The sequence below is a fragment of the Haloferax sp. s1 genome (assembly GCF_058382125.1).
In genome coordinates this window covers 1-21,503 of record NZ_JBZRPK010000713.1, presented here as the reverse complement: position 1 = coordinate 21,503, position 21,503 = coordinate 1, and the positions used below count along the sequence as shown (strand labels likewise).

The following is a 21,503-nucleotide window of genomic DNA, read 5'->3' as shown; positions in this document are numbered from 1 at the left end:
GAGTACGACCCAACCGAATCTATCGAACCGGAGGAAGTAGCCGATGACTAACTCGCTCTTGGCGGTCCGCGACCTCCAGAAGTACTATTTCGAACAGGACACGCTCATCGATAGCCTCCTCGGACGGGGCCAACAGAGCGTCAAAGCGGTCGACGGAATTTCATTCGAGATTGAACGCGGCGAGACGCTCGGACTCGTCGGCGAATCCGGGTGTGGAAAGTCCACGACCGGTGAGACGCTGCTTCGACTGCGCGAGGCGACCGGCGGGTCGGTCCGGTTCGACGGGCAGAACGTCTTCGGGATGGGTGACGACGACCTCAAAGCGTTCCGCAAGGAGGCACAAATCGTCTTTCAGGACCCGTTTTCGAGTCTCGACCCGCGGATGACAATCGGTGATATCGTCGCCGAACCGCTGAAGATTCACGGCATTCCGGACGACTCCGGCGACGCCTCGAAACGGGAGTGGCGTCGCGACAAAGCCGGTGAGTTGCTGGAACGGGTCGGTCTCTCCGCGAACCAACTCGACCGGTATCCACACGAGTTCTCCGGCGGCCAGCGCCAACGTATCGGTATCGCCCGGGCGCTGGCGCTCGAACCGGACTTCATCGTCCTCGACGAACCCGTCTCGGCGCTCGACGTATCCGTCCAAGCACAGGTGTTGAACCTGCTCGACGACCTGCAAGACGAGTTCGGACTCACCTATCTGTTCATCGCACACGACCTCTCTGTGGTCAGACACATCTGCGACCGTGTCGCGGTGATGTACCTCGGAAATATCGTCGAACTCGGACCCACAGCTGACCTGTTCGAATCACCGAAACATCCCTACACGAAGGCGCTCTTGGAGAGCGTTCCACGACCGTCGACCGACGAACACGGCCGCCGCGTCGAGGCGCTTTCGGGAGATGTTCCATCTCCCCGGAACCCCCCGTCAGGGTGCCGGTTCCGGACGCGGTGTCCGCAGGTCATCCCGCCGGACGACCTCGATATCGACCAAGAGACGTACCGCGCCGTGATGGACCTCCGAGACGCTCTCGCTGTCGGCGATGTCAACCCGGACCATATCTGGGAGGCCGCCGACCCCGAGCGAGTCGATACAGAGGCGTTCATCGAGGAGGCTCGGTCGCGACACGTCGCCGTCGAACTCCACGGTGAGGTTGCGGGCGTCGTCGACACGGCGCTCAGCCACCTCACAGAGGGCGATTTCGAACGTGCACGCGAGACGCTCCGAGACCGATTCGAGAGTCGGTGTGAAACACACCGCCCTGCCGTCGGGGACGTTCCCCACCCCGCAGCGTGCCACCTTTACGAGGGGTCACCCGAGGTGACGGTTACCGAGACGAACGCCAATACTCCCGCGGAAGCAGACGACTGAGCTTCTGTCCCGCCGCAGACGACTACATAACCTGGATGGCCGCTTTCGCCCACCGGCGAAATCACCCCGTAACGAAACGTTCAGGCACCCACCGAGCACATCATCGCTGTGACACGGTATCGCAATCTCGGATTATTCGTCGTCCTCGCCGCTGTCTGGGGGTCCGCGTTCATGGCAATCAAAGCCGGACTGGAATTCTTCCCTCCGGTTCTCTTTGCCGCTCTGCGCTACGACGTTGCAGGAGTGATAATGCTCGGGTATGCGTTCTACGCGACCGACTCGCCGCTTCCACGCGGTCGAGCAGAGTGGACGGAAATCGCTATTGGAGCCGTCTTCCTCATCGCGAGCTATCACGCCCTCCTGTTTATCGGTGAGACTGACCCGGCAGTTACCAGTGCCGCTGCCGCCGTTATTGTGAGTCTCAGCCCGGTTCTCACGAGCGGTTTCGCACGACTACTGCTTCCGAGTGAGCGATTGACGCCGCTCGGAATTGTCGGTCTCCTCCTCGGACTCGTCGGCGTTGCCGTCCTCTCCGAACTCGACCCGAGTAATCTACTGGCTGGCGGAACCGTTGCGAAACTCCTCATCTTCGGGGCGGCAGCGGCGTTCGCTCTTGGGTCGGTTCTCACTCGACGCGTCGATTCCGACATGCCGATAGAAACGATGGAGGCGTGGTCGATGCTCGGTGGGGCGCTGCTGATGCACGTCGTCTCTGTCGGTCTCAACGAGTCGTTCGCCGACGTGGTTCTCAATACGGAATCCATTGTCGCGCTCGCGTACCTGTCGCTCGCGGCGAGTGCGCTCGGCTTTCTCATCTACTTCGACCTGCTCGCCCGTCTCGGCCCGATTGAGATTAATCTCGTCTCCTACGTCGCACCCGTCTTCGCGGCGTTGTCTGGCTGGGTATTCTTGAACGAAGTACCGACTTCTGCCACAGTGGGTGGATTCGGTCTCATCTTTATCGGGTTTATCCTGTTAAAACGCAGGGCGATTCAGAGCGAGCTCCGGTATCGACTCGGCAACGAAGCCAGAACGACCGACTGACTGCCTACTCGTCGAGCCGTTCGACGGAGACGACTTCACCGATCATCGTCCACCCGTCTTCACCCGGTTGCTGTCGTCCGACGATGACGGCATCGTTGTCGTCAGTGGTCGCGAACCGATACACTGCGTCGTCACCCTCCCTTCTTCCTTCCGCCTGAAACTCGGTCTGGAAGAACTCGGCGCTCTCCAGTGTGAACGTTCCGTCGAGTTCCTCGCCGACGACGAGGTGCATGGTGTTCGGATGGATGTTGTACATGCGCTTTGCGACACGATTGAGGTCAGCCATCGTTCGACAGTCGTTCTCGGCGAATAAATCGCTACGGGACTGTCGGTACTGACTCGGTTGGTGTCGACCCACCGACGTCAATATCCTAGACTGTCCCGACAGCCCGACGGTGCTATAACTATCATAAATCGCTCATATAGACAACTACACCAATGCTCAACGTGGCCTCGACTGGCTCTCGGCTACTCACCGAGACGTCGTACGTTAGTCAGGGTTCTGTGACTATTCAATAACTCATATTGTTATCATGAATAAAAAAGTTAGAGACGCTTGTAAAGTATTAGCTTACTTCTAAGCTATTTGTGAATGTTCTCGTTTAGCAGATTGTAACAGGTAAATGAGAATGAAACGAATCGAATCCTCGCACGTAATTATGACCCCACGTGTCTATACAGTAGTTGTAGGTGTCCCCCAACGATGTCGAACTCCTCGTCTACGGTCCCCCGCGAACGCCTCTCCAAACTTCGGGAGAGGGTCACGGACGAACAGCAACTCACCACCGGGCTCAGACTCATCGCCATCCCAGTTCGTTTTATCGGATTCTGGGTTGCCGTCGCGCTTCCATTCCTCTACCTTCCACTACTGGTGGGAGGTCTCTCCGGAAGTGAACTGACTGCCTTCGTCGCGCTTGTCGCAGTCAATGCGCTCGCGCTCGTCGTCGGCCACAACTACGCCCGCTCGTAGTCTGCACCGCTACGGTTTTTCTCACTGCCCTCCCTTCCTCTTCCCTCCTCTTCCATCCCTCCCTTCCTCTTCCCTCCTCTTCCACCCTTCCCTTTTCCCTCCCTCCAATTTACGTCTCAACACCCGACTCTCGCGAGAACGGGTGTACCACGATTAACAGTCGCAAATCGGGGGTCTTTACCACTGGTCCGGCCGTCGAATTTCGTATGTCGCTGGAGATGGTTCCACTGGGACGAACCGGGACGAAAGTTTCGGAGATTGCATTCGGAACGTGGCGGTTCGGTCGGCAGAACGATGCGGGCGTTGTCGAGGTCGGGGGTGACCGGGCACACGAACTCCTCGATGCATACGCCGCTTCTGGGGGGAACTTCATCGACACTGCGGATATGTACGGCGACGGGGCGAGTGAGACATTTATCGGAGACTGGCTCTCGGACCGTGACCGAGAGGACTTCGTTATCGCATCGAAGATTTTCTGGCCGACTCGAGAGGACGCAAACGGATGTGGACTCAACCGAAAACACCTCCGTCGGCAGATTGACCTCATTCTCGACCGGCTCGGAACCGACTACGTCGACCTGCTTTATATCCACCGCTGGGACGACGAGACACCGGTTGAGGAGTTCATGCGGACGCTCGACGGGTTCGTCCGCGATGGAAAGGTGAACTATCTCGGAACGTCGACGCTCGAGCCTAACGCCTGGAAGGTCGTCAAGGCCAACGAACTCGCGGACAAGCGCGGCTACGAACCGTTCCGACTCGCCCAGCCGCGGTACAACGCGGTCAACCGCGAAGTCGAAGGGAACTATCTCGACATGTGCGCCGACTACGACATCGGTCTCATCCCGTGGTCGCCGCTAGCCGGTGGATTTCTCACCGGAAAGTACACTCGGGGCGAGCACCCACCAGCGGACTCTCGCGCTGCGAATGACCAGCGCTTCGCCGATTCGTATCTGACTCCGGCGAACTTCGACGCACTCGAAGTTATCGAGACTGTCGCGACCGAAGTCGACGCTTCGCCCGCACAGGTTAGTCTCGCGTGGCTCATGCACCACCCGCAGGTCACTGCCCCCATTATCGGTGCGCGGACAGTCGACCAGCTTAAAGAGGATATCGTCGCCGCCAACATCGACCTCACGGCCGACCAATTCGAGCGCATTTCGGCCGCCAAACAACATCTCTCCGCGTGAACACGCCGAACCGTCAGGTGTAGGTGTCGGCGGCGGGTATCACCGGTCATGACCGACGACGTGTTCGACTCCGAAGCATACATCGCCGAACTCCGGGCAAAGCGAACGGAGAAAGACGAGTTTTTCGACACCCATCCGCAGTCACCCATTCCGCCAGAAGAGCGGGACACGTTCGACGGATTGGACTACTTCGACCCGGACCCGGACTACCGCGTGACCGCATCGGTCGAGACGCACGACGACCCCGAACCAGTCGTAATGGACACCTCTACGGGCCGTGAAGTTCGGTATCTCCGCGTTGCGACGTTCCACTTCGAACTGCGCGGAACCGACCTCGAACTCGGTGCCTACCGACAGGAACACGACAACTCACCGACGCTGTTCGTTCCGTTCCGTGACAAGACCACCGGGCAGCAGACGTACAACGGCGGCCGGTACATGGAACTCACGCCCGACGCGCCACTCGACGAGTTGGACGAGGTAGTCGTCGATTTCAATCTCGCGTACAACCCCTTCTGTGCCTTTACGGACACGTTCGATTGCCCGCTCCCACCGGAAGAAAATTGGCTCGACGTGGTCGTTCCCGCGGGTGAACAGACGTACGACTCCGCGTAGCAATCGAAAGCGCAAGTTCCATATCGGACGCTTCCGCAGCGGTAGGTATGGGACTGCTCAGTTCGCGCAAAGCCATGCTCGGGATGGTGCTGATGATTGTCGGGACGATTGGGATGCTGCCGGGAATGCTTCCGGCAGCCAAACAGATGATGACGGTCGCACTCGTTCCCGGTGCGCTTGCGCTCACGCTCGGCACGTGGATGGTCGGCACGTCCGAAGGCGGCCGTCCGGTCTGAATCCGTCGCTTCCACTCGTCGTATCGTTCAAAAAAGACTGAATTCTACGTTCGCGTTACGCCTCTGGTCCGCTCCACTTCTGGAGTGTCGCGGAGTTCTCGCCGGAGTCGGATTCCCAGACAACGCTGGCGGTGGCGCTTGCGAGGTTGACGTCTGCTCCTGCACCGTTTTCACCCGAGCCAGTTGCGAGTCCGGAAAACGAGTCGTCGTCGACTGTTATCGTCTTACCGGCACTCATCGGGTCGGGTATCGATGGCTCACCAGAATCAAGTGATGCACCGTTCCCTTCACCGTCTTTCGCACCATCGATTACGACGGAGAGCCTCGCTGCAGGTATTTTATCACCGGTCTCGTGGGTAATCTCGAGGACGTCACCATCTGCACTCGCGTCCGAGTTTGCTGAGTTGTTGGTGTAGTCGAAGTCGAAGCTCGCTTGCGGTGCCGTCCCCGTCTGCTGGCCGAGTCCCAGCACGAACGTGCCGATAACGGCAGCGAGGATGACGGTAATCGCGACCATCAGGATGACCCCGATGACTGGCGAGACTGCACTGTCGTCTGTGAGGAGTTGTTTGAATCTCATTGGGGAGGTATGTCAATTCCAATGAACATTCAGTTTGTTTGAACCTAAAGCTACCGGGGATTCAGGAGTGCAAAGAAAACAGTGGTGTGAAGGTTAGTTCGTGGTTAGGCGTCGGGGCCGGACCACTTCTGGAGGGTGGCGGAGTTGCTGCCACTTTCGGAGGTCCAGACGATGCGGAAGGTCGCGCTGTCGAAGGTGTTGTCGCCGACTTGGACGGACGTTCCTGCCGTTACATCGCCAGAGACGCCCATGACCGCGAACGTTTTCGAGTCGTTCTTCTTCGTCCCGTCAGGCGTTCCTGACGTAATGTAGTCGAACTTTGTTGACGAGGTGAGATTGACTCTCTCACTGTCAATGGCGGTCCCACTGTCGTGGGTGACGGTGAGATTGTCTGGGTCCGAGCCAGATGCGTCTTCAAAGTCGAAGCTGAAACTCGCCTGCGGAGCCGTGTCTCCAACCTGATCGCCGAGACCGAGGACGAACGTCCCGATAACGGCGGCGAGGATGACGGTGATAGCCACCATCAGGATGACTCCAATCACCGGCGAGACTGCGTCGTCGTCAGCGAGGAGTTGCTTGAAATTCATCTATCCGTTGTAGGTCCACTTCTGGAGAGTGGAAGACGTACTGCCACTTTCGGAGGTCCAGACGACGCGGACAGTTTCACCGTCAGAGAATCCATCAGTCCCTTGGTCTTGAACTGTAATACTAGCACCTGCGGAGATAGTCGCAGTACCACCGGTCTGTGATTCCCAGGCAGTACCATCAGTAGTGATTGGACCAGTAATAGTAACGAGTCCACCATCAATCTGCTCACCACTTTCGTGAGTAATCGTAAGGGTGTCAACACCGTCGTAATCGAAACTGAAACTCGCCTGCGGTGCCGTCTCACTAACTTGGTCGCCGAGTCCGAGAACGAAGGTACCGATAACGGCGGCGAGGATGACGGTGATTGCCACCATCAGGATAACCCCGATAACTGGACTGACTGCACGGTCTTCTGTGAAGAGATGTTTGAGTTGCATGCGTTGTGTCCGACACCCGGACGGTAGCAACGCCGAACCATGCTGGCGCGTAGTGCTGGTACGCGTTTCGGCCAGCTCCCTGCCCGGCACCCGCCGCGGTGTGTCCAATCGACTGGTATCTCCGGGATAACTTAAATGTAGGTGCCAAATTAATGGGATATTACAGACAGGATTTGATAGCTTAATATGCTGTTTATATGGTGTTTAAGTTTCTAAAGCCGGTATCCCGAAAGAGACTGTGAACTAATATTGACATTAGTCGTTGTATTCTTGACTTGATTACTGGCTACGCGGAGAAAAGCGAACTCGCGGATGTACTTTCGAGATGAGACTCAGCTCATTTCGTCTATAGTAATTGTTCTCACGTATGCGCGTGTGGACAAACGCTCCCGTGAAATCTCTCGTGAGATAGCAGTCACTCAAGAATCAGTGTCGTCGAGAACGAGTACGCCCCCGGAGAACCGGGGACGCCGTTCCTACCCAAGGTGGCGTGCGCACGCAACATACCCGTTTTCTATAGCACTACAAATGCTTTGTGGACTACATGCCGCTTTCGCGGGCTGTATCTAACGAATGTTAACGTTTCAGAAACGGTTCAATCACACAAAGTATTTACCGGGAACGCCCAACGGGTGTAACTGTACCCCTGCCCATGGAGACATTCGCGAGTACCTCGCCTCGGCCCGGGTTTTGCCCGGCTTGGTTACGTCCGAGGGTCGACGAAAACGGTGTCCCCGACTGCAACACCCATCAAATCAACAATGACACGCAATAAGCAAATCCGCGCGGTACTCCTCGCTGCGCTGATGGTCTTCTCGGTTTTCGCCGGGTCCATCGCGTTTACGGGTAGTGCTGCTGCCGATGCGTCCAGCGTGAGCGGTTCTGTGTCTGGCGACACGGTAACTGTCTCCGCGACGCTTGCTGGCAACGAAGACAACGCTACGGCGTTCGTCGACGTTGACGGCGACAACGCATTCGACGCAAGCGAACCGCACACGAACAACACGAACCTCGGTGGCGCAACCTCGCTCAGCGAGGACGTTGACGTCAGCGGCGTTTCTGGCGGCAACTACAACGTCGGTGTCGTGACCAACATCACGAATTCGTCGTCCGAAGCGACGACGATGTCCAGTGGTACGGTCACCATCGACGACAGCGAGGCTCCTGAACTCGAATCCGCCGTTCACTACACGAACGCGAACGGAAACGACGTTCTTGAGCTCTCCTTCTCCGAGGATATGGACGACTCTACCCTGAGCAACATTCAGGTCTACCAGGACGACGAAGAAAAGACGAATACTATCGTCTCGTCATCTTCCGAGCCTAACCCTGGTCAGGTCGTCGTTCAGACGAACGACCTCTACACGGGTGACCTCGTTGTCAACCTCGAAGGTGTCACAGACACTTCCAGCACCGAAATCGGTGATGGTATCGACGACGACAACAACGCGACTGTTACTGTCGCAACTGTCACTGTCACCGAGAGCGACTCTGGCACCACCGACGCCTACAAGGGCGAAGTCGTCGCTCTGACGAACGGTAGCCTCAACACTCCTGTCGAAGTCGAATCTGACGACGGACAGGGTGACAACGAAGGTTACTCCTTCTCGGGTTCCACTGGCAAGACCTCTGAGGTCTTCACGTTCGACACCCAGAAGCGTAATGCCGGTGAGCGCTACAACATCACCATCGCTTCTGACTCCGACAGCAAGGTCGAGGTCAAGGACCTCAACCTCTCCGTTGCTGTCGACGACCTGAACGTCACTAACGAAGACATCATCGAGGGTACGGCCTCTGCACGTGCAGGTAACCGTGACGTCGACGTCAACCTCCTCGACGACGATGGTGACGAAGAAGACTCGATCCCCGCAGAGCTCGACGGTCAGGGTGAATACGACTTCGAATTCGACACTGACTCTCTCGACCTCGACGTTGGCGATTACACTATCGAAGTTGTTGACGGTCCATCCGGTGTCACCGTTGAGTCCGACACCATCACCGTGACGAAGGCTGGCGAAGGTAAGACGGACTTCAACGACTCCGTCATCGACGACCACCGTGGCGACGTTGTCGCCATCCCGGTGACCCTCGAAAACACTGACGTTGCAACTGTCTCTGTCGGTACCCCCGACCAGGGTTACGCCGCAAACGTCACCGTCGAAGACGGTAACGACGACGGTACGGTTACCCTCCTCTGGGACAGTTCGCAGTCTACGGTGACCAGCAACGTCCACAACACCGTCTTCGACGTTGAAGACGGCGACGACGACATCCTCTCTGGCTCCGACGGTACGGCGGAAGTCACCGTTGGAACCAGTGAACTCATCGACAAGGGTACCTACGACCTCGAAATCCGCACCGGCGACAAGCCGACGGACGCCGAGAACGTCGCTCAGCTTACCCTCAACGAAGGTGGTGTCGACAACGTCCAGACGTGGACTGCACCGTCCGGTGAGTCCCTCTCGGACCTCGACGAAGTTAACGACGCACTCGACAACGCTAACCTGACCAAGGACCAGAAGATCGCGTTCAAGGACCAGGTTGTTGTCAAGATTGGAGCCTCCGGCCTCGAAGGCACTGTCGGCGCTCAGGACGACGAGACGCCGAACTTCTTCGCGAAATCCAACGGCTTCAACGACTCGTACCGCCTGACCATCAACCAGACCAACCCTGGTCCGAACCGCGACCCCAAGATCCTCGCCGTCTCCAACGCATCCGTCGTTGCTGACGGTGACAACGACACGTACTACGTCGTGATCGACTCCAACGAGATCGAAGCATACCGTGACTCCAACGACAACGGTGTGGTCGACTCTGGCGAGATGACCTCGAACAACGCAGTTGACGTCGAGGACGACGACGAGTACAACGTCGAGTTCAAGATGATCGAGAAGAAGGAAGTCCAGAACAGCCTCGCTCTCGTCGAGGACAACAAGTCGGCTGTGACTTCGTACAGTCACGTCGAAGCCGAGCACACGTTCGATGTCTCCGACAATGACGAGGTCAACGTGACGAACGCTGCGGACCAGGTTATCTCTGGTTCCTCCAACGTCGCGCCCGGTACGGAACTCGCGCTCAAGGCCGAGTCCTCCGGTGACACGCAGCCGAAATTCCTCAAGACCGCTACGGTCTACGTGCAGGAAGACGGCTCGTTCTCTGCAACCTTCGACTTCTCCGAACAGAGCGTCGGTGACGAGTTCGAAGTGACCGCTGACGGTGGCGTCGCACCTGACGAGACGGTCGACGGCAACGTCCTCGAGACGGTCGAAACCGAGACCACCACGGAAACTGGTGACAACAACACCACCACGACCGAGGTCACGGACACGACCGATGTCACGGAAACGACCACGGAAACCACGACGGCAACTAACGAAACCACGACGACCACTGAAGGCGATACGCCCGGCTTCGGTGTCGTCGTTGCCCTCGTCGCACTCGTCGCCGCTGCGCTCCTCGCAGTCCGTCGCGACTAAATTCCGTTAACTAACTACCGGGACATTCCCGGCCCTTTTCCTTTCTTTCGGCGCTCAACCCCTGAGCGGCAGCACTCGGGTAACTGGTATCTCTTCTGTGGACCCGCTACACGTCACGTTCGTGACTCGTGAATACCGTCTGAATGCTAACTATCCGGTTGGCTGTTTCAACGGATAGTGGCCGCCGCGATGAGTGACGAAGTGAGGATAGATGCTCTCGGAGATGTATCTGGAACAGACGAGTAACTACTGTAGTTCCAAAACAACGCCCTCCGAAGCACGAATACACTCTCGGCTCAGTGTTCCTATTACGCTCAGTGCTTCGTGATTACTGGGGCGACACCTCTGGCGGTCGGGTTAGTGGGTGGCTACACCAGCACTCACTATAGTAGCGTTTGCAAGTCATTGCACACTCGGTCGACCGCTGTCATGCGGTCGGATGTGTAACCAGTTGCAAACGCTACTATAGTTGTGTCCACGACCACAGACATTGCGTCTGTCAAGTGATATTGCGTGTTCAGTCGCATCGACCGTAGACGGTATGAGAATGCAACTGCACACCGCTGCTGTGCCTTCGAGAGGTCGACTGGTCCAACGTGAGAGCGTAGAAGGGGTATGACGAGCCTCGCGAATCAGTACTCAGTATCGGCGACTGACAACGCTAGTGCCTCGGCAGAAAAGCGACAGCCGTTGTTTCATCCGCTTCAATGGTCGATAGTTCAGCTACCTCTACTGACGCTAACACGGAGATTGAGACGGGGAGGATAGAGACGAACTACCGGAGTGAGTTGTCGACGGCGTAGAAAGAACGGAGCGGAAGAAACGGGGTTACTTCCACGCCCGGTTAGTGACCGAAGCGTGGGTGTTGAGGTAACGTTAGTGTCGCGTCGGTAGCACTCGGACCAGCCGCAGTTCTGGCAGGTCTTACAACCCTCGGAGTAGTAGAGGTCCATCTCTCCACACTCGGGGCACTCGGGGCTTTCGCCCGCCGCGAGCAAGTCAGCAACGGCATCCGACTCGTCGCCCGGCCCGTTGTCGACGGCGACGCCGCCGTCAGTGTCGGTATCCTCGGCCGCCGCGGCTTCGGCTTCGACTTCGGTCAGGTTCTTCTGACGCGGGTAGCCCTTGTCGATGTCGCCGTCGAGGTAGCGGCGCATGGCGGTGCCGATAGCGTCCGGGATGGAGTTGATCTGTTCGCCCTTGTCCCAAGCGACTTTCGGGCTCCGGATACCCTTCAACTCGTTCGCAATCTCTTCGGGGTCGACACCCGAGCGGAGCGCGGTGGAGACGGTCTTCGCGAGCGCCTCGGTGAAGGACGCGGTGAAGCCGCCGGAGTTGCCGATGTTGGCAAACAGTTCGAACGGGTTGCCATCTTCGTCTTCGTTGATGTTGACGTAGAGCTTCCCGTAGCCGGTGTCGATGCGCTGGGTGACGCCGTAGAGCACGTCCGGACGTGGGCGCTTCTTGCCGACTTCGCTGGGCGAGTCGGCGAAGGCGAGTTCGAGTTCGTCGCCAATCAGGTCGGAGACTTCCTCGGATTCGAGGAAGGCATCCACGTCGCCGAAGACATCGCGAATCTGCGAGACGATAGCCTCAGCGGCCTCTTCGTCGTCGGAGAACTCGGTGTTCTTCGCACGCGTGGTGAGAACCTGCTTCGAGCGCGTCCCGTCGCGGTAGACGGTGACGCCCTTGCCGCCGTGGTCGTAGATGTAGCGGTAGACCTCGTCCATGTCCTCTTTCGAGGCGGAGTTCGGGAAGTTACAGGTCTTGGAGATGGCGGAGTCGACGCCCTTCTGGAGGGCACACTGGACACTGGCGTGTTCGAGACCGGCCAGGTCGGACGTCACGACGAACAGTTCGGAGATAGCGTCCGGGACGGTCGAAAGCGAAGAGACACCGTCGAACTCGTTTTTCGCCATCTGTTCTTGTGCCTCGGCCTTGACGGTCTCGACGTCGATATCGTTGGCCTCGAGCACGCGGAGGAAGTAGTCGTCGAACTCGACGAGCATCTCGTCGCCCTGCACGTCGTCGGAGACGTTCTTGTAGTAGGCGACGTTGTAAATCGGCTCACAACCACCGGTGGTGTTCGACACCATCGACGTGGTGCCCGTCGGGGCGATAGTCGTCGTGTTGTGGTTGCGGATGGGGAAGCCGTCTTCCCAGTCGTCGGCGGACTCGCCGGTGTGGTGTTCGAACCACTCTCGGTACTCGGTCGGGTTCGCGTACTTGGAGTCATCCCACGCCTCGAACGAACCGCGTTCTTCGGCGAGTTCGTGAGAGGCCCACTTGGACTGGTGGTTGATGTGGGTCATGAGCTGTTGGGCAATCTCGTTGCCCTCCTCGGAGCCGTAGCGGACGCCGAGCTGGATGTACATCTGAGCGAGACCCATGATGCCGAGGCCAATCTTACGGAGTTCGCGGACCTTCTGCTCGATTTTCTCGACCGGGAAGTCCGACATCGTGACGACGTTCTCGAGGAAGCGCGTGCCGTTCTCGATGCGGTGGTCGAACGCTTCCCAGTCGACGGCGTTTTCGAGGAAGGCGTCGACGGCGGCCGAGAGGTCCTCGTACTCGTCACCGTGGTTGTCGTACCAGACGCGCCAGTCGGGCGCGTCGAAGTCGACGAGCGTCGAGAGGTTGATGTGCCCGAGGTTACACGCCTCGTACTCTTCGAGCGGCTGTTCGCCACACGGGTTCGTCGCGAGGATGCGGTGTTCGGGGTGCTCTTCGACGTCGAAGGAGTGCTGCTTGTTCGCGCGTTCGAGATAGACGACACCGGGTTCGCCGTTCTCCCACGCGCCCTCGATAATCTGGTCCCACAGTTCCTTGGCGGGAACTGAGAGGACTTCGCCGACTTCGACGTACTCGCCGAGACCGAACAGGTCGTAGATTTCCTTGGTTTCGGGCGTCGCAATGTGCGGCTCTTCGGTGCGGGGGTTCGTGAAGACGAACTCCTCGTCGTTGTAGAGCGCTTCCATGAAGCCGTCGGTGATGCCGACGGAGATGTTGAAGTTCGAGAGGTGGCCTTCGACGGCGTTGCGGAGGTGCTTGGGGACGCGACCGTCCTCGTCGATGAGTTCGCGCGCCTCTTCGAGGGCGTCGGCGAACTTGGTGTGCGTGAAGTCGTCCGGGTCGTTCAGACGGAGCGTGTGTGCGAGCGAAACGTCCTTGTTCTTCGCGTGGAGGAACTGGATAACGTCAGGGTGGCTGACGCGCATGACACCCATCTGGGCACCGCGGCGGGCACCGCCCTGTGCGATGGTTTCGCACATCTGGTCGAACGTCCGCATGAACGTGATGGGACCGGAGGCGATGCCACCGGTCGAGCCGACTGCGTCGCCGTAAGGTCGGAGCTTCCAGAACGCGTAGCCCATGCCACCGCCGGACTGGAAGACCTCTGCGGCCTCCTTCGCCGTCTGGTGGATGTCGGTGATGTCGTCACCGGGGGAGTCGACGAAACACGCCGAAAGCTGCTGGAGTTCGTCGCCAGCGTTCATCAGAGTCGGCGAATTCGGCATAAAGGAGAGCTGTTCCATCATCTCCTGGAACGTCTCGCGCTTCTCGACGACAGCGTCGTGGACCTCCTCGGGAAGTTCGGGGACGAGCGTGTCGTAGGCGAACTTATTGACGTTGTAGACAGAAAGCGTCGTTTCTTCGTCCGTGTCGTCCGCAGTGGTTCCCTTGCCGAAGACTTCTTCGGCGAGTTCGTCGCGGCGGGGGTGGCCGGGCTTGATGAGGTCCGGCGTGACGGTAATCTCGATGTCACGCTTTTCGGCCTCGAAGACGGCCTCAGCGAGAGCGATGTTCTTCGCGACGCGGGGGAAGAGGTCCTCCTGCGTCTCGACGAGTTCGCCATCGGCATCCTTGCGCAGGTACCGCGCGGGCAGGATGTTGTTGTATGCGTTGCCGGTCATCCGCTCGGTGAGCGTCTCGCCTTCGGTCCGCTTGACCGGCAAGACGATTTCGTCCGTAGAGAGTTCAGCGTCGCTCATGTCACTGTACCTCCCACCCGAGATGTGTTCGGGCGAGGTCGCGTCGATAGTATCCGGGAATTCCGCTCATTGGTAATGGTGTTGGTGTGTGTGATGTGGTCGGTTAAGGGCTTCGGACTTGGGAGCATTTTACCCCAGATATATCATATTTTGTGCAATTATGTGTGGGGCAAATCTCCCGGTCCGAAGTGCACATCTTCCTAGAAGGGAGGGGAGTCACATAACGGTAGCCAGAGCGGAGTGAAAGTGGAATCTTGTTCGCAAAAACCAACAGACGGAGGTGGATTATGCAGTAGAATGTGAGGGGGGATAAACTCCGACTGAAGCTGTCTCATGGTGATGCGTCTCGCATCGGCGTAGAGAATATAAAGGGCATGGCGAAAGTTGACACCGGCAGAAGTATCAGAAATAGTATGACACCGAAGAGGCCAGTCATATACTGTCGGGAGGGCCGGTACACAGGGGGGCGAAAATCGGTCGTTTCGCGGGGGCAGTCGACCGTCAGTGTCGCCCGGCGCTATCCCCCAACAAGCTTATTCTTCCCAATAGTATCATATCGAAGTATGGTACTTTCCCCACTCGCGGTCGCGCCGTTACAGCTCGGCGGACTTCTGGCCGCGCCGCTCGGTCGGATTCTCTTGGTGCTCGTTGCGATTGCCGTCGTCATCCTCGTAGGTCGTCTCGTGTTGAAGGTTGCGTGGCGACTCGTCACGATTGCCGCAATCATCGTCGGTGCGTTGCTACTGCTGTCGTTCTTCGGTATCAACGTCTTCTAAGAACCGGCATCTGTCGCTGTATCACCGGGGTGGTAGCCCCGGTCACGGTTACGCCACGTCAAAGCCAGCGACCGCCGAAAGGAAGTTTCTGACGACGCCGTGTCCCGACCCTGTGAGCACGCTTTCCGGGTGGAACTGGACACATTCGATGGGATAGTCGCGGTGGCGGACTCCCATCACGAGTGCTTCGCCGTCGTGGTCGGTCGTCGCCGACACCGAGAAACAGTCGGGAACCTCGGTCGCGACGAGCGAGTGGTACCGACCGGCCGGAAAGCCGTCTTTGAGCTCCGTGAAGACGCCAACTCCATCGTGGTCGACGGGGAACGCCTTCCCGTGAATCGGCTCCGGCGCGTGACCGATTGTCCCGCCGTAGGCGTACACCGCGGCTTCGAGACCGAGACAGACACCGAGGGTCGGGATTTCCGGCGAAAGTTCGGTGAGCACATCGTTCGTCACGCCCACGTCGCGGTCGTTCTTCGGATGGCCCGGTCCCGGTGAGATGACGATAGCGTCGGGGTCGAGGTCACGAATCTCGTCGAGCGAGGCGGTGTTCTTCCGGACTTCGATATCGAGCGGTTCACCGTCGACCGTCTGTTCCGAGAAGTACTCGACGAGGTTGTAGGTGAACGAGTCGAAGTTGTCGACGATGACGAGGCGCGTCATCGCGGCACCTCCGTCGGTTTGTACTCGATGCGACGGATTGCGTCGAGCACGCCGCCCATCTTCTGTTCAGTCTCGTCGTACTCCGAGGCCGGGTCGGAGTCGGCGACGAGGCCCGCGCCAGCACGGACAGTGATAATGTCTTCATTTCCGTCGGATTCGACCGTCGCCGTCCGGATGACGATAGCCATGTCGGCATCACCGGTCCACGAGTAGTAGCCGACGCCGCCGCCGTAGACGCCGCGCGGTTCGTCTTCGAGGTCATCGATAATCTCCATTGCGCGGACTTTCGGTGCACCGGTCAGCGTTCCCGCGGGGAACGTCGCGCGCGTGGCGTCGAAGGCATCGGAGTCGTCGTCGACCGTCCCCGTGACGGTCGATTCGATGTGCTGGACGTGGCTGTATTTGATGATGCTCATGAAGTCTTCGACGCGGACGCTGCCGGGTTTTGCGACCCGGCGAACGTCGTTGCGGCCGAGGTCGACCAGCATGGTGTGTTCGGACCGCTCTTTCGAATCGGCGAGGAGTTCGCCGGCGAGACGACGGTCTTCGACTGGGCCGGACCCCCGTTGGCACGTGCCTGCGATGGGGTTGACGGCGACGCGGTCGCCGCCGACGGAGACGAGTGTCTCGGGACTCGCCCCAACCACGCGCCGGTCACCGTGGCGGAGGAGGTACATGTAGGGTGATGGGTTCACCTCGCGGAGCGAGGCGTACAGACCGACAGGGTCGATTTGTCCCCGGAGTTTCCGAGTCCGGGAGAGGACACCCTGATAGATGTCGCCGTCGCGGACGTGTTCTTTCGTCTGCCGGACTGCGGCTTCGTACGACTCACGAGACCCTGCTTCCTCGCCGGTTCGTTCGAAGCCACCGGGTGAGGGGTCGTCCGCCGCGGCGAGTTTCTCGGCGACTCGTTCGGCCTCCGCGACGACTTCGTCGTAGACTGCTCCCGGGTCGTCGTCAGGCGTCACGACCGGTGTACAGACTAAACGGACGGTGTCTTCGCGGTGGTCGAATGCGAGCGTCCGTGTTGTGAGAACGAACTCGGCATCCGGGTCGTCAGTCTCGGGGCGCTCGCGGCCGACTTCGTCCAACCAGAGGTCGTAGACGGCCTCGTAGGCGAGGAATCCGACCAGCCCGCCGGTGAGCGTCTGGCGGTCAGTCTCGGGGAAGTTGATTCGTGGGAGGTCGGGAAGCGCACCGCGAAGCGAGTCGAGTACGTCGCCGTCAGCCTCGCCGACGAATTCCGCGGCGGGGCCGCCGAGGTCGGTTACGTCGACACCGTCGGGACCGACGGTCACGACTGCTTCGGGGTCGTAGCCGACGAACGAGAAGCGGGCGTGAGAGTCTGCAGTCGTCGTCTGCGACGAGAACGCACCTTGCGGATTGCTGGAAGAGACTTTCTCTGCGCTCTCTAAGAGGAAGCCGTAGTCGCTCCGGTCCGCGAGCGCAGTGTACGCGGCGAGCGGGTCGACGTCTACGTCGAGTTCCGAGACGAGATGCGTCACCACGGCTCTTTCGGCGTCGCCGGACTGCGTCTGGCAGGCCGACGAGCGTTGCTCGTCGACATTGGCGACGAGTTCGACGAATTCGTCGCGGTCGGTCTCAGGGTGCGTCACGCGAGCACCTCTTCGTATTCTTCGCGTGCAGCTTTCGCTTCAGTGACGAAGGTACGAACCGCGCCGTGGTCTTTGACGCCACCGTCGGCCTCGACGCCGCTTGCAACGTCGACGCCGTAGGGGGCGACCGTCCGCACCGCGTCGGCGACGTTCTCGGGGGTCAGCCCGCCGGCGAGTATCACTGGAACGTCGACAGCGTCTGCGAGCGACCGGGAAGCGTCCCAATCGTGTGTCTGTCCGGTTCCGCCGGCACCCGACGCAGAGGGTGTGTCAACGAGGATGGCGTCCACAGCGGGCGCGAGAGCGCGTGCGCGTTCGACCGCAGTCGCTTCGACGACCGGGACGATGCGAACGCCTTCATCGCGGAGCGCAGCAAGTTCGTCGGACGGGAGGTCTGTGTGGAGTTGGAGTACATCGGGTTGTACCTCGCGGACGAGTTCGCGTGCGTGTTCGACCGACTCGGGCATCGTCACGAGCACCGTCGAGAGAAACGGCGGCGCGGCGGCGAACAGTTCCCGAGCGCGTGCGGCGTCAACTTCTCGCGGTGTGTCGACAGGTACGTCACAGATAGCGCCGACCGCATCTGCGCCGGTAGCGGCGACGGCTTCGAGGTCGGATTCGCGGGTGACGCCACAGACTTTCACACGAACCATCTCACGCCTCCCGGAGCGCGTCGAGTTTGGCTTTCGCCGCGCCGGTGTCGATAGCGTCGCAGGCGGCGTCGACGCCGTCTTCGAGCGAGTCTGCGAGGTCGGCCACGTAGAGGGCAGCCCCCGCATTGGCGAGGATGAGGTCCCGTTTCGCGCCGGTCACGTCGCCGGTCAGGATGCCTTCGAGGTCGCGGGCATTCTCTTGCGGCGTTCCGCCTGAAACGGCGTCAATCGGTGCCTGTTCGAGGCCGAGGTCGCCCGGCGTGAGCGTGTACTCGGTGATTTCGTCGCCGTTGACTTCGGCGACGGTGGTCGCGTCGTGGAGCGCGATTTCGTCCATTCCGGAGCCGTGGACGACGAGGGCGCGCTCGACGGGCATGTGAGAGAGCGCACGGGCAATCATGGGAACGAGGTCTGGGTCGTAGACGCCGAGCACTTGCGCATCGGCCCCGGCAGGGTTCGTCAGCGGGCCGAGGACGTTGAAAATCGTGCGCATGCCGAGTTCTTTCCGCGGGCCGATGACCGCTTTCATCGCGGGGTGGAACACGGGCGCGAGCATGAATCCCAGACCGTTGGTATCGATACACTCCTCGACGGAGTCGGGGTTGGCTTCGACGTTCACGCCGGCGACTTCGAGCACGTCAGCACTCCCAGAAGAAGAAGAGACGGAGTAGTTGCCGTGCTTGGCGACCGCCGCGCCTGCCCCGGCAGCCACGAGCGCGCTGGTCGTCGAGACATTGATGGTGTTGTAGTCGTCGCCGCCGGTGCCGCAGGTGTCGACGAGCGGCCCACGGGACGGTTCGATGGTCAACGCGGCGTCGCGCATGCCCTGTGCGAAACCGGCGATTTCGGCCTCTGTTTCTCCTTTCGCGCGGAGAGCGGTGAGCAGCGCGCCGATTTGCGCCTCCGTCGCACCGTTGAAAACCGCCTGTGCGGCCTCCCGCGCCTCCTCGACAGTCAGGTCCGAGCCGCCAGTGACACGTTCGATATAATCCTGCATTGGTAATCACCGATGTACTTGTTCGGGTTACAATGTACAAATCCGTACATCGTCTTAAGGATATCGGGCTGGCGAAAATCGCCGCCATCGGATGTGCGTCTCAGGCCGAATGACCCGGCGGCACGACTACGATTCGGCCGTGTGGGTCGTCGGGAGCGTGCTGTGCTGTGAATCGCCGCACGTGGTCCGATTCGAAAGCTTAAATTGTAACCCCGGATAACGGAGAGATACGTCCGAACGGGCGTGGGAAGCACCGTAACCGGGTTGGTGGTCTAGTCTGGTTATGACACCTCCTTGACATGGAGGAGGCCGGCAGTTCAAATCTGCCCCAACCCACTACTCTTCCCACGTTTTGGAGTTCGGTCGATGTCAGCAACACACCGGGTTGGTGGTCTAGTCTGGTTATGACACCTCCTTGACATGGAGGAGGCCGGCAGTTCAAATCTGCCCCAACCCATTTTCTGATTCCTCGCAACGACGAGCGGAGCGAACGTAGTGAGCAGAGCGAGGAGTCCGTGGAATCGAAAATGGTCACGGCGGATTTGAACCAGACGAGTCGCGCACAGCGAACAACGTGAGCGAGCACGTCTCGGCGAGGTTCAAATCTAAATTATATTGTCACGAGAAAATATCTACCCACGACTCATTCGTACCCACTTCTTTTCGCCGCCGATGAAACTGCGCAAGCTGCAACACAATCATATAGCCGACGAGCGCCATGGCGACGGCGAGAATCGTGTTTCCGAGCAGTTGTCGGAGGACGATGTCGATACCGGCGGTGAGCGAGACGTCGGAGAGGGACACACCGGGGACCGGCCCGAGCAGGTACGACCCGAGCCAAAAGCTCGCGCCGTAGACGGCCCACTTGACCGGCGGGTTGAACACGACGAGCGTGGCGGCGAGCGCGAGTTTGCTCGCCCGGTTGACGAAGTACGCGACGAGTGCGAACAGCGCGAATGCAGTTCCCGCGGTCGGCATCGCCACGATAAACACGCCAAACGCAAAGCTCGCGGCAATCTCGTGCGGGGTGTGTTCCGCCGCGAAGGCCCGTTCGAGTCCCGTCCGAATGCGGGTCCGAACCGACGCTATTCTCTCGCGCACTTGTTACGAATTAGAAGAGAGAAGATAGTATCAATTCTTCGCCGGGCAAACAGTAACGAGACCGCAACCGAAGAGTGAACGACGACCTGCGACTATCGGAACCGTCGGTCGGATTCCCACTTGTCTTTCAGTTCGACCATCTCACCGATGCCTCGGGCGACATCGGAGAGGTGAAACGCGATGTCGGTCGCCGTCACGATGCCGACCATATCCGCGCCGTCGACGACGACGAGTTTCTTCACGTGCTGGTCGCGCATCTTCTCGGCGGCGACGCGAGTTGTCGAATCCGGCCGGACCCACTTGATTGGGTTCGACATGGTCGAACGCGCCGGAATCGCTGACAGCGGTTTGCCAGCCGCGACACCCGCTTGGAGAGCATCGGACTCGGTGACGATACCGACGGGGCGGTCGTCCGTCGTCACGACGACGCTCCCCGCACCCTCCCGAAGCATGGTCCGCGCGCAGTCGGCGATACTGGCATCCAAGCCGACGGTTGCCACCGCTTCGGTCATGATTTCGTCCACGCGCATGGTCAGTCGTCCGCGACTGACTCTGCCTGCTCGTGAGACAGTTCAGGGGTGGGTTCGGACTGCTGTGTCGGCGCTTCATCGTCGGCGGAGCGTACGTCGTCTGTTGTCGGCCCGATGTCGGTTTCGTTCCCCGTTGACGAGATGTCGGATTCGTCTCCGACCTCGAAGGCGTCGAGGAGTTCGTCGAGGTGGTTGACGTTCGTCGAGAGTTCGCGAACGTCCTGGTTGACGCCGTCGAGTGCAGCGGTCTGTTGTTCGGCGGCGGCGGAGACGTTCTGCGCTTCGGCGGTTGTCTCCTCGGAGATACCCGCAATCTCGTCGGTCATCGACAGCACCTCCTGTGAAGAATCCGCCTGGCTGCTCGTCGCGTCAGAAATCTCGTGGACGCTCGCAGTCGTGTCTTCGACGCGCTCGACGATGCCGTCGAAGGACGCAAGCGCCTCGTCGACCGAGGTTGCGCTCTCTTCGACCTGGTCGCGCATCCGTTCGATGCGAGTGACAACGGCATCGCGCTGGCTTTCGATTTCTTCGACGAGTGCTTCGATGTCCGCGGCGGAGGACTTCGTCTCCTGTGCCAACTGCTTGACCTCGTTGGAGACGACAGCGAATCCTTCGCCGGCCTCGCCTGCACGAGCTGCTTCGATGTTCGCGTTGAGCGCGAGGA

The 21,503-nt window shown here is 59.6% G+C and carries 19 protein-coding genes, 2 tRNA genes and 1 pseudogene; 10 read left to right on the top strand and 12 right to left on the bottom strand.

From position 1 onward, the window contains the following. The first annotated feature begins 43 nt into the window (after window positions 1–43). Together QT222_RS20205 and QT222_RS20200 are read left to right on the top strand one after the other, a co-directional pair. The gene (locus QT222_RS20205) at window positions 44–1,375 is read left to right on the top strand and encodes an ABC transporter ATP-binding protein (RefSeq protein WP_491478196.1); all 1,332 of its coding nucleotides are present in this window, start codon (window positions 44–46) and stop codon (window positions 1,373–1,375) included. Between the two features lie 108 nt (window positions 1,376–1,483). Then, the gene (locus tag QT222_RS20200; RefSeq protein ID WP_004059888.1) at window positions 1,484–2,419 is read left to right on the top strand and encodes a DMT family transporter; all 936 of its coding nucleotides are present in this window, start codon (window positions 1,484–1,486) and stop codon (window positions 2,417–2,419) included. A 4-nt stretch (window positions 2,420–2,423) separates the two neighbouring features. Here the strand turns inward: QT222_RS20200 and QT222_RS20195 are convergent, their stop codons facing one another. Continuing rightward, a complete protein-coding gene (locus tag QT222_RS20195; RefSeq protein WP_004059890.1) occupies window positions 2,424–2,705 on the bottom strand; it encodes a DUF8072 family protein in 282 nt (93 codons plus the stop codon). Between the two features lie 417 nt (window positions 2,706–3,122). On the opposite strand from QT222_RS20195, the gene QT222_RS20190 reads away from it, so the two are divergent. From QT222_RS20190 to QT222_RS20175, 4 genes are all read left to right on the top strand, one after another. After that, entirely contained in the window at window positions 3,123–3,389 is a 267-nt protein-coding gene (locus tag QT222_RS20190; RefSeq protein WP_004059892.1) for a DUF8028 family protein, read from the top strand. A 206-nt stretch (window positions 3,390–3,595) separates the two neighbouring features. Beyond that, the gene (locus tag QT222_RS20185; protein WP_491478195.1) at window positions 3,596–4,579 is read left to right on the top strand and encodes an aldo/keto reductase; all 984 of its coding nucleotides are present in this window, start codon (window positions 3,596–3,598) and stop codon (window positions 4,577–4,579) included. 48 nt (window positions 4,580–4,627) lie between these two features. After that, window positions 4,628–5,194, top strand: coding sequence for a DUF1684 domain-containing protein (locus tag QT222_RS20180; protein WP_004059895.1), 567 nt, complete (start codon window positions 4,628–4,630; stop codon window positions 5,192–5,194). Window positions 5,195–5,241: 47 nt separating this feature from the next. Beyond that, window positions 5,242–5,430: a DUF8178 family membrane protein gene (locus tag QT222_RS20175; RefSeq protein WP_004059897.1), complete on the top strand. Its 189-nt coding sequence runs from the start codon at window positions 5,242–5,244 to the stop codon at window positions 5,428–5,430. A gap of 55 nt (window positions 5,431–5,485) precedes the next feature. On the opposite strand, the gene QT222_RS20170 is transcribed toward QT222_RS20175, so the two are convergent. The 3 genes from QT222_RS20170 to QT222_RS20160 all read right to left on the bottom strand — a co-directional run bounded on the left by QT222_RS20170 (window position 5,486) and on the right by QT222_RS20160 (window position 7,035). Then, window positions 5,486–6,010: a type IV pilin domain-containing protein gene (locus tag QT222_RS20170; RefSeq protein ID WP_491478194.1), complete on the bottom strand. Its 525-nt coding sequence runs from the start codon at window positions 6,008–6,010 to the stop codon at window positions 5,486–5,488. 104 nt (window positions 6,011–6,114) lie between these two features. Further along, entirely contained in the window at window positions 6,115–6,597 is a 483-nt protein-coding gene (locus QT222_RS20165) for a type IV pilin domain-containing protein (RefSeq protein ID WP_491478193.1), read from the bottom strand. Continuing rightward, window positions 6,598–7,035, bottom strand: a complete 438-nt coding sequence (locus QT222_RS20160; RefSeq protein WP_004059901.1) for a type IV pilin domain-containing protein — start codon at window positions 7,033–7,035, stop codon at window positions 6,598–6,600. 761 nt (window positions 7,036–7,796) lie between these two features. Between QT222_RS20160 and QT222_RS20155 the strand changes: the two genes are divergently transcribed. After that, window positions 7,797–10,511: a BGTF surface domain-containing protein gene (locus QT222_RS20155; RefSeq protein WP_491478192.1), complete on the top strand. Its 2,715-nt coding sequence runs from the start codon at window positions 7,797–7,799 to the stop codon at window positions 10,509–10,511. An 893-nt stretch (window positions 10,512–11,404) separates the two neighbouring features. Here the strand turns inward: QT222_RS20155 and QT222_RS20150 are convergent. Next, window positions 11,405–14,503: pseudogene (locus QT222_RS20150) on the bottom strand (adenosylcobalamin-dependent ribonucleoside-diphosphate reductase); the annotation flags it as partial. 563 nt (window positions 14,504–15,066) lie between these two features. Here QT222_RS20150 and QT222_RS20145 point away from each other — a divergent pair. After that, entirely contained in the window at window positions 15,067–15,279 is a 213-nt protein-coding gene (locus QT222_RS20145) for a DUF8029 family protein (protein ID WP_004059904.1), read from the top strand. Window positions 15,280–15,327: 48 nt separating this feature from the next. Here the strand turns inward: QT222_RS20145 and trpG are convergent, their stop codons facing one another. The 4 genes from trpG to trpD are packed head-to-tail and all read right to left on the bottom strand — an operon-like array spanning window position 15,328 to window position 19,208. Continuing rightward, complete coding sequence (gene trpG, locus QT222_RS20140; protein ID WP_004059905.1) at window positions 15,328–15,942, bottom strand: anthranilate synthase component II; 615 nt, start codon at window positions 15,940–15,942, stop codon at window positions 15,328–15,330. Beyond that, window positions 15,939–17,558, bottom strand: coding sequence for an anthranilate synthase component I (gene trpE, locus QT222_RS20135; RefSeq protein WP_491478191.1), 1,620 nt, complete (start codon window positions 17,556–17,558; stop codon window positions 15,939–15,941). The genes trpG and trpE overlap by 4 nt, the downstream gene beginning before the upstream one ends. Next, window positions 17,555–18,211: a phosphoribosylanthranilate isomerase gene (locus QT222_RS20130; protein ID WP_491478190.1), complete on the bottom strand. Its 657-nt coding sequence runs from the start codon at window positions 18,209–18,211 to the stop codon at window positions 17,555–17,557. Before QT222_RS20130 ends, trpE begins: the two co-directional genes overlap by 4 nt. 1 nt (window position 18,212) lies before the next feature. Continuing rightward, window positions 18,213–19,208: an anthranilate phosphoribosyltransferase gene (gene trpD, locus QT222_RS20125; RefSeq protein ID WP_491478189.1), complete on the bottom strand. Its 996-nt coding sequence runs from the start codon at window positions 19,206–19,208 to the stop codon at window positions 18,213–18,215. 261 nt (window positions 19,209–19,469) lie between these two features. Here trpD and QT222_RS20120 point away from each other — a divergent pair. Further along, window positions 19,470–19,544: transfer RNA gene (locus QT222_RS20120), tRNA-Val, on the top strand. A gap of 46 nt (window positions 19,545–19,590) precedes the next feature. Next, a tRNA-Val gene (locus QT222_RS20115) sits at window positions 19,591–19,665 on the top strand. Between the two features lie 161 nt (window positions 19,666–19,826). Here the strand turns inward: QT222_RS20115 and QT222_RS20110 are convergent. From QT222_RS20110 to QT222_RS20100, 3 genes are all read right to left on the bottom strand, one after another. Beyond that, window positions 19,827–20,309 carry a DUF2062 domain-containing protein gene (locus QT222_RS20110; RefSeq protein WP_004059913.1) on the bottom strand — a complete coding sequence of 161 codons (483 nt, stop codon included), beginning with the start codon at window positions 20,307–20,309 and terminating at the stop codon, window positions 19,827–19,829. A gap of 92 nt (window positions 20,310–20,401) precedes the next feature. Then, on the bottom strand, window positions 20,402–20,839 hold the full coding sequence (locus QT222_RS20105; RefSeq protein ID WP_004059914.1) for a CBS domain-containing protein: 438 nt from the start codon (window positions 20,837–20,839) through the stop codon (window positions 20,402–20,404). A 2-nt stretch (window positions 20,840–20,841) separates the two neighbouring features. Further along, window positions 20,842–21,503, bottom strand: a 662-nt coding sequence (locus QT222_RS20100) for a methyl-accepting chemotaxis protein (RefSeq protein WP_491478188.1), incomplete at its 5' end; no start/stop codon positions are given.

Excerpts from the sequence above, each read along its gene's own strand:
- QT222_RS20160 (WP_004059901.1), bottom strand. The coding sequence starts at position 7,035 with ATGCAACTCAAACATCTCTTCACAGAAGACCGTGCAGTCAGTCCAGTT.
- QT222_RS20195 (WP_004059890.1), bottom strand. The coding sequence starts at position 2,705 with ATGGCTGACCTCAATCGTGTCGCAAAGCGCATGTACAACATCCATCCG.
- QT222_RS20185 (WP_491478195.1), top strand. The coding sequence starts at position 3,596 with ATGTCGCTGGAGATGGTTCCACTGGGACGAACCGGGACGAAAGTTTCG.
- QT222_RS20155 (WP_491478192.1), top strand. The coding sequence starts at position 7,797 with ATGACACGCAATAAGCAAATCCGCGCGGTACTCCTCGCTGCGCTGATG.
- QT222_RS20145 (WP_004059904.1), top strand. The coding sequence starts at position 15,067 with ATGGTACTTTCCCCACTCGCGGTCGCGCCGTTACAGCTCGGCGGACTT.
- QT222_RS20175 (WP_004059897.1), top strand. The coding sequence starts at position 5,242 with ATGGGACTGCTCAGTTCGCGCAAAGCCATGCTCGGGATGGTGCTGATG.
- QT222_RS20105 (WP_004059914.1), bottom strand. The coding sequence starts at position 20,839 with ATGCGCGTGGACGAAATCATGACCGAAGCGGTGGCAACCGTCGGCTTG.
- trpD (WP_491478189.1), bottom strand. The coding sequence starts at position 19,208 with ATGCAGGATTATATCGAACGTGTCACTGGCGGCTCGGACCTGACTGTC.
- QT222_RS20190 (WP_004059892.1), top strand. The coding sequence starts at position 3,123 with ATGTCGAACTCCTCGTCTACGGTCCCCCGCGAACGCCTCTCCAAACTT.
- QT222_RS20130 (WP_491478190.1), bottom strand. The coding sequence starts at position 18,211 with ATGGTTCGTGTGAAAGTCTGTGGCGTCACCCGCGAATCCGACCTCGAA.
- QT222_RS20165 (WP_491478193.1), bottom strand. The coding sequence starts at position 6,597 with ATGAATTTCAAGCAACTCCTCGCTGACGACGACGCAGTCTCGCCGGTG.
- trpG (WP_004059905.1), bottom strand. The coding sequence starts at position 15,942 with ATGACGCGCCTCGTCATCGTCGACAACTTCGACTCGTTCACCTACAAC.
- QT222_RS20170 (WP_491478194.1), bottom strand. The coding sequence starts at position 6,010 with ATGAGATTCAAACAACTCCTCACAGACGACAGTGCAGTCTCGCCAGTC.
- QT222_RS20205 (WP_491478196.1), top strand. The coding sequence starts at position 44 with ATGACTAACTCGCTCTTGGCGGTCCGCGACCTCCAGAAGTACTATTTC.
- QT222_RS20180 (WP_004059895.1), top strand. The coding sequence starts at position 4,628 with ATGACCGACGACGTGTTCGACTCCGAAGCATACATCGCCGAACTCCGG.